The 11,439-nt window shown below is 63.6% G+C and carries 12 protein-coding genes and 2 pseudogenes; 12 read left to right on the plus strand and 2 right to left on the minus strand.

What is annotated here, in order from left to right; all coding sequences use genetic code 11:
- The 4 genes and pseudogenes from EN750_RS05295 to EN750_RS05315 form a co-directional block, all read left to right on the plus strand.
- Positions 1 to 221, plus strand: a pseudogene (locus EN750_RS05295) (SAM-dependent methyltransferase); the annotation flags it as partial.
- Positions 222 to 508: 287 nt separating this feature from the next.
- Positions 509 to 1,918 carry a 3-isopropylmalate dehydratase large subunit gene (gene leuC, locus EN750_RS05305; RefSeq protein ID WP_127267368.1) on the plus strand — a complete coding sequence of 470 codons (1,410 nt, stop codon included), beginning with the start codon at positions 509 to 511 and terminating at the stop codon, positions 1,916 to 1,918.
- A gap of 245 nt (positions 1,919 to 2,163) precedes the next feature.
- Positions 2,164 to 3,360 (plus strand): GGDEF domain-containing protein, encoded by a 1,197-nt coding sequence (locus EN750_RS05310; protein WP_127395814.1) that lies wholly within the window; start codon positions 2,164 to 2,166, stop codon positions 3,358 to 3,360.
- A gap of 75 nt (positions 3,361 to 3,435) precedes the next feature.
- Positions 3,436 to 4,653 carry a GGDEF domain-containing protein gene (locus EN750_RS05315; protein ID WP_127395815.1) on the plus strand — a complete coding sequence of 406 codons (1,218 nt, stop codon included), beginning with the start codon at positions 3,436 to 3,438 and terminating at the stop codon, positions 4,651 to 4,653.
- 62 nt (positions 4,654 to 4,715) lie between these two features.
- Here the strand turns inward: EN750_RS05315 and EN750_RS05320 are convergent, their stop codons facing one another.
- Positions 4,716 to 5,078, minus strand: coding sequence for a hypothetical protein (locus tag EN750_RS05320; protein WP_127395816.1), 363 nt, complete (start codon positions 5,076 to 5,078; stop codon positions 4,716 to 4,718).
- Positions 5,079 to 5,341: 263 nt separating this feature from the next.
- Between EN750_RS05320 and EN750_RS05325 the strand changes: the two genes are divergently transcribed.
- From EN750_RS05325 to EN750_RS05350, 6 genes are all read left to right on the plus strand, one after another.
- A complete protein-coding gene (locus tag EN750_RS05325; RefSeq protein WP_127330205.1) occupies positions 5,342 to 5,770 on the plus strand; it encodes a hypothetical protein in 429 nt (142 codons plus the stop codon).
- Positions 5,771 to 6,030: 260 nt separating this feature from the next.
- The gene (gene sdhC / locus EN750_RS05330; protein WP_032900823.1) at positions 6,031 to 6,450 is read left to right on the plus strand and encodes a succinate dehydrogenase, cytochrome b556 subunit; all 420 of its coding nucleotides are present in this window, start codon (positions 6,031 to 6,033) and stop codon (positions 6,448 to 6,450) included.
- A 2-nt stretch (positions 6,451 to 6,452) separates the two neighbouring features.
- Positions 6,453 to 6,848 carry a succinate dehydrogenase, hydrophobic membrane anchor protein gene (gene sdhD, locus EN750_RS05335; protein WP_127395817.1) on the plus strand — a complete coding sequence of 132 codons (396 nt, stop codon included), beginning with the start codon at positions 6,453 to 6,455 and terminating at the stop codon, positions 6,846 to 6,848.
- A 1-nt stretch (position 6,849) separates the two neighbouring features.
- A complete protein-coding gene (sdhA, locus tag EN750_RS05340) occupies positions 6,850 to 8,685 on the plus strand; it encodes a succinate dehydrogenase flavoprotein subunit (protein ID WP_127382862.1) in 1,836 nt (611 codons plus the stop codon).
- 9 nt (positions 8,686 to 8,694) lie between these two features.
- Positions 8,695 to 9,474, plus strand: a complete 780-nt coding sequence (locus EN750_RS05345) for a succinate dehydrogenase iron-sulfur subunit (protein WP_013528877.1) — start codon at positions 8,695 to 8,697, stop codon at positions 9,472 to 9,474.
- 237 nt (positions 9,475 to 9,711) lie between these two features.
- Positions 9,712 to 10,341, plus strand: coding sequence for a DUF480 domain-containing protein (locus EN750_RS05350; RefSeq protein ID WP_127395818.1), 630 nt, complete (start codon positions 9,712 to 9,714; stop codon positions 10,339 to 10,341).
- Between the two features lie 51 nt (positions 10,342 to 10,392).
- Here the strand turns inward: EN750_RS05350 and EN750_RS05355 are convergent, their stop codons facing one another.
- Positions 10,393 to 10,818, minus strand: a complete 426-nt coding sequence (locus EN750_RS05355) for an OsmC family protein (RefSeq protein WP_127322672.1) — start codon at positions 10,816 to 10,818, stop codon at positions 10,393 to 10,395.
- A gap of 227 nt (positions 10,819 to 11,045) precedes the next feature.
- Between EN750_RS05355 and EN750_RS05360 the strand changes: the two genes are divergently transcribed.
- Positions 11,046 to 11,276, plus strand: a complete 231-nt coding sequence (locus EN750_RS05360) for a hypothetical protein (RefSeq protein ID WP_127382879.1) — start codon at positions 11,046 to 11,048, stop codon at positions 11,274 to 11,276.
- Positions 11,273 to 11,439 (plus strand): annotated as a pseudogene (locus EN750_RS41625) (YciI family protein); the annotation flags it as partial. The gene EN750_RS05360 and the pseudogene EN750_RS41625, both read left to right, overlap by 4 nt.

Genomic DNA, 11,439 nt, shown 5'->3' on the forward strand with positions numbered 1-11,439 from the left:
CGACAGGCCTGCACGAACTGGTGCGCATCACCCGCAAGGGCGGCCATGCGATCTTCACCGTGCGCGACCAGGTGTTTGAGAGCGGCGGCTTCCAAGCGGTGTTCGACGAGCTGGAGCAGGCAGGGAAATGGCGGCCGGTCGAGGAAAGCCCGTGGTTCCGCTGCTATGCGATCGCCGAGCCTGACGCGCTGGTGAAGACGTTTGTGTTTGAAGTGTTGTGACCCCACTTCCCTTCTCCCACAAGGGAGGAGGTAAAGGCGCTGAACGCCGCAATTGCCGAAAACCCAAAACATTGGTATGAGCCACGCCATGGAAGAGCTTTTTGGCGATCCGGCCTACAAGGGGTTCGTGCTGCAGGACAGGAAACGCCTGCCGTCGCGTTTTTCCGCGCGCGTGTCCGGGGCGCTGACCAGCCGACTACCCTAGGCGGACCTGTTCGGGTCCCTTTCGCCGGGCCGTAGGTCCGGTACCTGCTCTTTCCCATTCTCATATCGACGGATTTACGCACATGAGCGCACCGCGCACCCTCTACGACAAGATTTTCGACGACCATGTCGTCGATCGCCAGGACGACGGCACCTGCCTGCTCTACATCGACCGCCACCTGGTCCATGAAGTGACCAGTCCGCAGGCCTTCGAAGGCCTGCGCATGACCGGCCGTAAAGTCCGGCATCCGGAAAAGACGCTGGCCGTGGTCGATCACAATGTCTCGACCTCGCCCGAACGCAAGTTCGGCATCAAGAACGAGGAAAGCCGCATCCAGGTCGAGGCGCTGGCCAAGAACGCCAGGGATTTCGGAGTCGAATATTATTCCGAGAACGATATCCGCCAGGGTATCGTCCACATCATCGGACCCGAGCAGGGCTTTACTCTGCCCGGCATGACCATCGTCTGCGGCGACAGCCACACCTCGACGCATGGCGCTTTCGGCGCGCTGGCGCATGGCATCGGCACGTCCGAGGTCGAGCATGTGCTGGCGACGCAGACGCTGATCCAGCGCAAGGCCAAGAACATGCTGGTGCGTGTCGACGGCCAGTTGCCGGAGGGCGTCACCGCCAAGGACATCATCCTGGCCATCATCGGCGAGATCGGCACCGCCGGCGGCACCGGCTATGTCATCGAATATGCCGGCGAAGCGATCCGTGCGCTGTCGATGGAAGGCCGCATGACGATCTGCAACATGTCGATCGAAGGCGGCGCGCGCGCCGGCCTGATCGCCGCCGACGAGACGACCTTCGCCTATGTCAAGGACAAGCCGCGCGCGCCGAAGGGCGCGTCCTGGGATGCGGCACTCGAATACTGGAAGACGCTGCAGTCCGACGAAGGCGCGCATTTCGACAAGGTGATCGTGCTCGACGCGGCCAAGCTGCCGCCGATCGTCTCCTGGGGCTCCTCGCCCGAGGATGTCGTGTCGGTGCAGGGCATCGTGCCGAACCCGGACGACATCGCCGATGAAAACAAGCGCACCTCCAAGCAGCGCGCGCTCGACTATATGGGTCTGACGCCGGGCACCAAGATCACCGACATCACGCTCGACCGCGTCTTCATCGGTTCGTGCACCAACGGCCGCATCGAGGATCTGCGCGCCGTCGCCAAGGTGGTCGAAGGCAAGACGGTCAGCCCGCATGTCGATGCGATGATCGTGCCCGGCTCCGGCCTGGTCAAGGAACAGGCGGAAGCCGAAGGCCTCGACAAGATCTTTGTCGCCGCCGGTTTCGACTGGCGCGAGCCGGGCTGTTCGATGTGCCTGGCCATGAACGACGACCGGCTGAAGCCGCATGAACGCTGCGCCTCGACCTCGAACCGCAATTTCGAGGGCCGGCAAGGCTTCAAGGGCCGCACCCATCTCGTGTCGCCGGCGATGGCGGCCGCGGCGGCGATCGCCGGCCACTTCGTCGACATCCGCGAGTGGAAGTAACCCGGATTTGAACAGAACCCGAGCCGCGCCCGGCAGCCCATGAGCGGATCGCATCGTGGTCGGTCAGTGTGATTGTGTCGGCCATGGGTCGCTCCAGATTGTGAACGGAGGAACGCTGACTGGGGACTGCGGTTCCCTGACATTATTTTGAGACGGCGGTCCTGCTTACCGCTTTCGCTTAACCGCTTGTTTGGGCTTGCCCTCTAAGCTCTTCCCTGACGTAAGCCAGGGGAAGTCACAGTCGGTTGGACACGGGTCTGCTCATTGCGCTGCTCAACCCGACGATCGCGCTGGCGCTCGGCGCGGCGTTCCTTGTGCTATGGTCCTATCAGCGCCACCGCCCCTATCTGGCCGTTTTGGCGATCAGCTACAGTCTCTCGGCGGCTGGCTTCCTGCTGCAGTATTTCACCTTGCCCATCGGGATGCCGCTGACCAAGCTTACGTCGAACATCTGCTTCACCATCGCCGCGTGCTGCCTGGCCAGCGCTGTCATCCACCGCTATGGCCGCAAGGTGCCCTATGTGGGGATCGCCGTGCTGGCCGGCGGCGGCCTGGCGTCGTTGTGCTGGTTCCTGTTCGTCGCGCCGGATCTCACCCGGCGCATCCTGGCGATGAATTTCGCATTCGGCGGCATCAGCCTTCTGGTTGCTGCCGAACTGCGCCCGGTGCGCAACAACGGCCCGACCGAAAAAATCCTGTTCGTGCTGTCGCTGCTGTCGGGCGTCAATTTCTTCGTGCGCACCCTTGCCGTCGTCATCGCGCATGGGCCCTTCGCCAGCTATGACGGGTTCTATGGCTCATCCTACTGGACGACGGCGCTGCTGTCGCACGCGCTGCTCTCGCTGCTCATTGCGTTGTGCCTGTTTTCCGCCGCGGCACTCGACGTGTTGAAGGCATTGAAGACCGAGACCTATACCGACCCCCTGTCGGGCCTGCTCAACCGGCGTGGCTTCGAGGAACGCGGCATGCGGCTCTTGCAGCACTGCGCCTCGGCCCAGTTCCCGGTCGCGCTGGTGCTGGCTGACCTCGATCACTTCAAGGCGCTCAACGATGTGCATGGACATGGCGCGGGCGATCGGGTGATCGCCGACTTCGCCGCCAAGCTTCGGTCGGCGGCCGGCGCGCGCGGTGTTGCCGGGCGTATCGGCGGCGAGGAATTCGCGGTGCTGCTGCCACTCAGCGATCTTGCCGCGGCCCGGCTGTTCGCCGAGGCGGTGCGCACCGTCTATTCGGCCGGTCATGTCGACGGACTTCCCCAGGGAACGAGGGTGACGGCAAGCTTCGGCGTGGCGGCCCGCAGCGGTGGCGAGGCGCTGGAGCCGCTGATGCGCCGTGCTGACGATGCGCTCTACAAAGCCAAGAAGAACGGCCGCGACAGTGTACGCCTGTCCTATGAGCGGCCGGAAACGGCGTTCCTGCCGGAGCCGCTCAAGACCGGCTGAATCTGCCCGGACAGGACGGCGTTAACGTCTTCTTCGCCCGTCGATGATTAGCTGTCGGCGCGGGTGCGGGAGAACATGAGCGGCGCCAACTTCATCCTGTTGATCAATCTGTCGGTTGCCGGCCTGCTGGCGGCATCCTTCATGGCGGTCGCCTTCCACGATGTCGGCCGCCCGCCGGCGCGCTGGCTGGCGTTTGGCTATCTGCTGGGCATGGCCTATTCGGCCATCGAATTCTCCATTCCCGCTTTCTCCGACGCGCGGCTCCCGGTCGTGGCCGCCTTCGCGGTTTTCCTTGCCGCCACCATTGCGTTCAATGGCGGGCTTGCCCGCAAATACGGCGTGGCACTGCCCTGGAAGCCGATGCTGTTGTTCCTGTTGACCACCACCATAGCTGTGTATTTCGTGCAGGATCTGCCCCGCCAGTCGCTGATCCGCATCATGGCTTACCAGCTTCCCTATGCGGTCATGCAGTTTGTCGGGCTGGCCATTGTCTGGTCATCGAGGCAAAAGCTTGCCCGTCTCGATCGCATGTTGATGGCCGTGCTGGCGGCGAGCGGTCTGCAGTTTGCCTCCAAACCGTTCATCGCGCATGCGCTTGGTGGCTGGGGCGCCAATCCGCAGGCCTACCTGCAAAGCAACTACGCGCTGGTGTCGCAATCGCTCGGCACTGTCTTTGCGCTGGCGCTGGCGCTGCTGATGCTGGCCATCCTGGTTCGCGACGTGCTTGCCGAAGTGACGTCGAAGTCGGAGACGGACACGCTTTCGCGCCTGCTCAACCGCGGCGGATTCACCCGGCATGCCGAGCTGGCGGTGCTTGGCGCGATGCGGCAAGGCGTGCCGGTCGCGCTGGTCATCGCCGATCTCGATCATTTCAAGAGCGTCAACGACAGTTTCGGCCATGCGTCAGGCGACCGGGTGATCGAGACTTTTGCAGGCTTCCTGCGCGAAGCTGCAGCCGCGCATCACGTTGCGGGCCGCATTGGCGGCGAGGAGTTCGCCATCATCCTGCCGGGAACCAACCTTGCCGCGGCGCGGCTGTTCGCCGAGGGGACGCGCAGCGCCTTTGGCGGGCTGCCCATCGACGGGCTGCCGGCTGACAACCGCTGCACCGCGAGCTTCGGCGTCGCCGAACTTCATCCGAGCGAAGACTTTGCCGATCTGATGCGGCGCGCCGACCAGGCGCTCTATCAGGCGAAGAATGCCGGGCGCGATTGTGTGCGCGTCTCCGCCGGGCCGGCCGGCAACTGGTCGTCAGCCGGAATGGAAGCCAGAGCAATTTCAGGAAAAGTGTGAAACGGTTTTCCCGGGAAAGCGCATAGCGTTTTCCCTTGGGAAATTGCGTCCAAACAAAGTGTCTAGCGGCAGGGGCTGAGCTCGGGCATCTCGCCGTCGGAGAGACCGTACATATAGGAGCGGCCCTTCACCAGCACCGGCGGCCGGTAGCAATCGCTGTATCCGCTGATTTCGTCGGCTTCGTTCTCGTAGATCACCTTGGGCTGGCCGGCGCTGGTGTAGTCGGATAGCTGCTTGGCCAGCTTGCCTTCGCCGACGATGATGCGCTTGTAGCCGGCGGCGCTGTCGACAACGAGATTGCCGAAGGAATCCGCGTAGACGCGATCCTGATGCCGGGCGCCTGCGAGCGCGGGCGCTGCAAGGCCAACGATCGAGGCCGCTACGATGAGCACCGCAAGGCGCGATCTGCCTGAATTCGAACGCATGGCGTCCTCCGTGTCCTGAGGGAAAGCCTCCTCGAATCAGAAATTAACGTTTTCTTAACCTTTGTTAAGAGGCCGGCGCGTTTGGCGGCGATGTCTCGGTAAACATGGTTAATATCCGTTAATATCCGACTGGATGGAAAACCCGGTGGTCATCATTCGGCCATGCTTGGCCGCACCATCGCGGCTGGTGTCCGTCTCGGCGTCGGGATGACCTTGATCTTGGCAAAGCATCGCGGCTGGTTTGCCGCGCGGGAGGACAGCATATGGCGCTACGCCGGCCGATTTGGGCGTCCGTTTTCCCGTTGCTCGGGGTCGTCGCTGGCTGTGTGCCACAGGACAGCGCGCCGAAGGCGGCCAATACCGTCGTCGTCTCACCTGCGCCGGCTCAGCAGTCCGTCGCAGCCGCGGCGCCTCCGGCAGCTGCAGCCAAGATCATCACCGACCTTACCGCGCCGCGATCCGGCATAGGCACGGCCACTTACAGATGCGGCAACAACGGTATGATCTCCATCCAAAATCTAGGCACGTCGTTGCGTGTGGTCGGGTCCGACGGCGCGACCGAGGAGTTTGCGGCGTCGCCCGCCAACCAGAGCAGCCGCTACCAGGCGGCCACGCATGACGCAATCGTGATCGACGGACGCGAGGCGCTGGTGATGAAGAAGGGGTCGACGCCGCAGACCTGCAAACGCTAGGGCTAATCTCAACACCGCTGGGCCCTTGGGCCAGACATGTTGCACTGCAGCGATATCGAGCCGGCTTCGGGCCTCCCGGCCTAATCGATTGAAGCCTAAGCCGGCCTTTTAGTCAGACTAAATTACGTTTTCGAAACGGTTTTCTGGCTTTGACGCGGTGCAAAAAGAGCATTAGAAACCGGCTGTCCGAAGTCGCAACCGGAAGCGGCAATGCCGCATTTCCACCTGAGGCTCCAGAGAGACGCCGAACTGGGGGAGCCATGAGCAAATCACCAGCCACCCGCGAATTTGCCAGACGTGAACGGCCGATTTCGCCGCACCTCACCGTGTACCGGCCGCCGATCACCATGACGATGTCGATCATTCACCGCATCACCGGTGGGGCGCTGTATTTCGGCACGCTGCTGGTCGCCCTGTGGCTGATGGCGGCGGCCAGCTCGCAGGCGACTTTCGATTGGGCCAATTGGGCCTTCGGCACCTGGCTCGGCCGGCTCATCCTGTTCGGCTACACCTGGGCGCTGATGCACCATATGCTGGGTGGCGTGCGCCATCTGGTCTGGGACACCGGCGCGGGCCTCGAGAAGCATACCGCCTCGAAGATCGCCTGGGCGACGCTGGCCGGCTCGATCCTGCTCACGCTGCTGATCTGGATCGCCGGCTATATGGCGCGGGGAGCCTGACCATGAGCGGCAAAAACACCGACTTGCGCACGCCGCTGGCGAAGGTCCGCGGCCTCGGCTCCGCCCGCGAGGGCACCGGGCATTTCTGGCGCCAGCGCCTGACCGCGATCGCCAACATCCCGCTGATCCTGTTCTTCGTCGGCTTCCTGATCGCGCTCAACGGCGCCGACTACGCACATGTGCGGGCAGCTCTTGCCAACCCGTTCGTGGCGCTGGTGATGGCCCTGGTGCTTATTTCCGGGCTTACCCATATGCGGCTCGGCATGCAGGTGATCATCGAGGATTACGTGCATGGCGAAGGCATGAAGCTGGCGCTGATCGCGCTCAATACATTTTTCACCATAGCGGTCGGCGTCGCCTCGATCTTCGCCCTGCTCAAGCTGGCATTCGGAGGCTGAGTTGGCCAAGGACGCGAAACAAGCCAACACGGCAGGCTATACCTTTGTCGACCACAAGTTCGACGTGGTGGTCGTCGGCGCCGGCGGCGCCGGCCTGCGCGCCACGCTCGGCATGGCCGAACAGGGCCTGCGCACCGCCTGCATCAGCAAGGTGTTCCCGACCCGCTCGCACACGGTGGCGGCGCAAGGCGGCATTGCCGCCTCGCTGTCCAACATGGGTCCCGATTCCTGGCAGTGGCACATGTACGACACCGTCAAGGGCTCGGACTGGCTGGGCGATGTCGACGCCATGGAATATCTGGTGCGCGAAGCGCCGGCCGCGGTCTACGAGCTCGAACATTATGGCGTGCCGTTTTCGCGCACCGAAGAGGGCAAGATCTACCAGCGGCCGTTCGGCGGCCACATGATGAACTATGGCGAAGGCCCGCCGGTGCAGCGCACCTGTGCCGCCGCCGACCGCACCGGCCATGCCATCCTGCACACGCTTTACGGCCAGTCGCTGAAGAACAACGCGCAGTTCTTCATCGAGTATTTCGCGCTCGACCTGATCATGGAGCCGGACGGCACCTGCACCGGCGTTCTCGCCTGGAATCTGGATGACGGCACCATCCACCGCTTCTCGGCCAAGATGGTGGTGCTGGCGACCGGCGGCTATGGACGCACCTATTTTTCGGCCACCTCGGCGCACACCTGCACCGGCGACGGCGGCGGCATGGCCGCGCGTGCCGGCTTTCCGCTGCAGGACATGGAGTTCGTGCAATTTCACCCGACCGGCATCTATGGCGCCGGCTGCCTGATCACCGAGGGTGCGCGCGGCGAGGGCGGTTATCTCGTCAATTCCGAGGGTGAGCGCTTCATGGAGCGCTATGCGCCGTCAGCCAAGGACCTTGCCTCGCGCGACGTTGTCTCGCGCTGCATGACGCTGGAAATCCGCGAGGGTCGCGGCGTCGGCAAGAACAAGGACCACATCTTCCTGCATCTCGACCATCTCGATCCCGCCGTCCTGCATGAGCGGCTGCCGGGCATTTCGGAATCGGCCAAGATCTTTGCCGGTGTCGATCTGACCAAGGAGCCGATCCCGGTGCTGCCCACGGTCCACTACAATATGGGCGGCGTGCCGACCAATTACTGGGGCGAGGTGCTCAATCCGACGGCGATCAATCCAGACCAGGTGTCGCCCGGATTGATGGCTGTCGGCGAAGCCGGCTGCGCCTCAGTGCATGGTGCCAATCGGCTCGGTTCGAATTCGCTGATCGATCTTGTGGTGTTCGGCCGCGCGGCCGCGATCCGCGCCGGCCAGGTCATCGACCGCAAGTCGGCGATCCCTTCGCCCAACGAAGCCTCGGTCGAAAAGATCATGGACCGCTTCGACCGGCTGCGCCACGCCAATGGCTCGACGCCGACGGCCAGCTTGCGTGAAAAGATGCAGAAGGCGATGCAGGAAGACGCGGCCGTATTCCGCACGCAGGAGTCCCTCGAAAGCGGCTGCAAGCGCGTTTCGCAGATCTGGGGCGAGTTGAAGGACATCAAAGTGTCCGACCGCTCGATGATCTGGAACTCCGATCTGGTCGAGACGCTGGAGCTGGAAAACCTGATGGCCAATGCCATCACCACGGTCTACAGCGCCGAGGCGCGCAAGGAGAGCCGTGGCGCACACGCACGCGAGGACTTTTCGGCGCGCGACGACGCTGTCTGGCGCAAGCACACGCTGGCCAGGCTGAGCGAAGACGGCAAGGTGACGCTCTCCTACCGGCCGGTGCACACCGAGCCGCAGCTGGCTGAAAAGGACGGCGGCATCAGCCTCGCCAAGATCGCGCCCAAGGCCCGGGTGTATTGAGGATCGAACATGGTTGAACTCACGCTCCCCAAGAATTCGCAGATCAAGCCGGGGAAGACCTGGCCAAAGCCGGAGGGCGCCACCAATCTGCGGGAATACCGCATCTACCGCTGGTCGCCGGACGATGACGAGAACCCGCGCATCGACACCTATTTCGTCGACATGGACGATTGCGGGCCGATGGTGCTCGACGCGCTGCTGTGGATCAAGAACAAGATCGACCCGACGCTGACCTTGCGGCGTTCCTGCCGCGAAGGCATTTGCGGCTCCTGCGCCATGAACATCGACGGTTCCAACACGCTCGCCTGCACCAAGGGCTGCGACGACATTTCCGGCGCGGTAAAAGTCTACCCGCTGCCGCATATGCAGGTGGTCAAGGATCTTGTGCCCGACCTCACCAATTTCTATGCCCAGCATGCCTCGATCCAGCCTTGGCTGAAGACGGTGTCGCCGGAGCCGGCCAAGGAGTGGCTGCAGAGCCACGAGGACCGCGAGAAACTCGACGGGCTCTACGAATGCATATTGTGCGCCTGCTGCTCGACCTCGTGCCCGAGCTACTGGTGGAACGGCGACCGCTATCTCGGCCCGGCAACGCTTCTGCAGGCCTATCGCTGGCTGATCGATAGCCGCGACGAGGCCACCGGTGAGCGGCTCGACAACCTCGAAGACCCGTTCCGGCTCTATCGCTGCCACACCATCATGAACTGCGCGCAGACCTGCCCGAAAGGCCTCAACCCGGCCAAGGCGATCGCCGAGATCAAGAAGATGATGGTGGAGAGACGGGTCTAGGCGGAGCGGATTTGCTGCAAACCTCGGATGTAGCGATCCGTAGCGGCCCCCCTCTGTCCTGCCGGACATCTCCCCCACGTGGAGGGAGATTGGCTGTCATCGCGGCTTTAGCCAATCTCAAAGGTTGAAGGATGACGCGCGCTCGGCGAAGCTGGCGAGCTCCCCCACGTGGGGGAGATGTCCCGCAGGACAGAGGGGGGGCGCTGTCCCGCCGGCCTCAGAAAGGATTTTAGTCCAATGAGCGACGATCTTCCCATCCTCTCTCCCAGCGAAGCCCGGATCCTCGGCTGCCTGATCGAGAAGAAAGAGCTGACGCCGGATGTCTATCCGCTGACGCTCAACGCGGCACTGGCCGCCGCCAACCAGAAGACGGCGCGCGAGCCGGTGATGGCACTGGAGCAGACCGAGGTGCACCGGGGGCTGAAGCTGCTTGAACAAAAGGGGCTGGTGCGGCAGATGTTCGGCTCGCGCGTCGAGCGCTACGAGCACCAGATGGCGCAGCGCTTCTCGCTGACCACGCCGCAGACCGCTTTGATCGGCCTGCTGTTGCTGCGCGGGCCGCAGACGGCCCATGAACTGCTGGCGCGGGGCGAGCGCATGGCGCGGTTCCCGTCGATCGAAGATCTGCGCGCCGAACTCGACATGCTGATCGGCCGTCGACCGCCATTCATCCAGGAAATCCCGCGCGGACCAGGCCAGCGCGAGGACCGCTACGTTCATCTCCTCAGCGGCCCGGTGGACGTTGCCGCCCTTTCGGTGCAGCGAAGTGCATCGGCCCTGCCTGCTTCCGACCTGGAGGCGCGGTTGGAGGCATTGGAGCAGGAAGTCGCCGCACTGCGCGCTCGCCTGGACGCGCTGGAAGCATAGGCCGGCGCGCGCCCGGGCGTTCGCGCCGGGTCTTACACGGATGCAGCGCTTTCAGCCGAGCCGGGCATCAAGCGATACGTTTATGGCGCCGAGCGCCTTCGAGACCGGGCATCCGGCCTTGGCCTTCTCGGCCAGCTCGGTGAATTTCGCCGCATCGATGCCGGGCACCTTGCCGACCACTGTGAGGGCGCTGCCGGTGATCCCGGTGCCTGGAACCAGCGTCACCACGGCCTTGGCGTCGAGTTCGGTGGCAGGCGTGCCGTTCTCGGCCAGGAAATGCGAGAACTGCATGGCAAAGCAGCCCGCATGCGCCGCGGCGATCAGTTCTTCCGGGTTGGTGCCGGATTTGCCGCTCTCGTCCTCGAAGCGCGCCTTGAACGAATAAGGCGTGCCCTTCAAGGTTCCGCTCTGGGTGTCGAGCGTGCCCGTGCCCTCTTTCAGATTGCCTTTCCAGACGGCGTTTGCGGTGCGGTCCATGAATTCCTCCTTGGTTGTCGTGGTTGGGGTTCGTTGTCGAGGCCGAGCCGGCGTCCGGTCAACTATAGCGCGCGCGGACGCGAAGGCCACTGCGCTCTTTGAACCACCGCACGGTGCCGGCACCGGTGGCCAGATTTTTCCGAAAATGCCGGTGCAGAAATGTCGACTTTGATCTGCTTCGCCCGTCCTGCGGATGGCCACGGATTTGTGGCCGGATGGAGGTTCACATGGACAATATGTTTTTGGCATCGTGGAAAGGTGCAGGCTGCGGGGCCGGGCGACGAGAAGAAGACTTCTGGCTGCGTCCGCCGGCGTCCGGCTTTGGCCGGCTTCTGGCGGCGGTTGCCATCATCGGCATCGCGGCATGCCTTCTCGATCATGCGGCGGCGGTCAGTGGCAACACCGATGCCCTCGTCGGCGCATCCTATGGTTCACAGCGGCAAGGGGGCTGGAAATGAAATATGTCTGCCTGGTTTATGGTGAGGAAAAGGATCTTCACGCGCTGACCCCGGCAAGGTCGGCCAAGCTCGACGCCGATTCGCTGGCCTACGACCGGGCGCTGGAGGAGAGCGGCCTGCTGATCGTCGCGCAGGCGCTGCAATCGGTGAAAACAGCCAAAAC

Origin of the sequence: Mesorhizobium sp. M7A.F.Ca.ET.027.03.2.1 (assembly GCF_003999175.1) — a bacterium.
Taxonomy (GTDB): Bacteria; Pseudomonadota; Alphaproteobacteria; order Rhizobiales; family Rhizobiaceae; genus Mesorhizobium.